Annotated in this window: 1 protein-coding gene; it reads left to right on the top strand. The window is 53.9% G+C overall.

Going from position 1 to position 532, the window contains the following annotated elements; translation table 11 throughout:
* Positions 1-99: IS3 family transposase (locus tag F8C90_RS11470; RefSeq protein WP_158050441.1), on the top strand; the 99-nt coding region annotated here is incomplete at its 5' end.
* Between the last annotated feature and the right edge of the window lie 433 nt (positions 100-532).

Genomic DNA, 532 nt, shown 5'->3' with positions numbered 1-532 from the left:
AACGAGTACATCGTTTTCTACAACGAGCGCCGCAAGAAGCAATCGCTCGGCTGGATGAGTCCTAGGCAGTATCGGTCAAGCAAGGGATTGGTCGCTTAGGCTGGTCCAAGGAATTGTCCGCACCCCCCTTTGAGAAAACTGACCTGGGCAAACGAGAAACCTCGCTGGGCCGTCCTCCCTCGTCGCCCTTTCCAGACTCACATATCGGCGATATTTGTCGAAGCTGTCTAGCGATTCCAACAATCCCATGACCTGCAGTTTTGTGTACGAGAATCGCATGAATCGCGCGAATCTCGTGCTTTTAAGGGGACTTAGGTAAAAGATAGGCAAAGTTAGGGTGCTAATCGCAGTCGGGGTTTTCGAAAACTCTCCCCAAAACGAAAAAAGAGCCCCGCCCGCCTGGAATGAACTGCCTCCCATTTCTTGGATACGAGAAATGGGAGGCCCTTTTATGGCTGGAAACGCTTTGTACGACGTCGGTCTGAGGCTGCGCGCAGCCGAGCTGCACGACATGGGGCGAGGCCGCGCATCG

It is taken from the genome of Ellagibacter isourolithinifaciens (genome assembly GCF_008831035.1).
Classification (GTDB): domain Bacteria; phylum Actinomycetota; class Coriobacteriia; order Coriobacteriales; family Eggerthellaceae; genus Ellagibacter; species Ellagibacter isourolithinifaciens.
The sequence above is the reverse complement of the archived record's forward strand: the minus strand, read 5'-3'. Positions and strand labels throughout refer to the sequence as shown.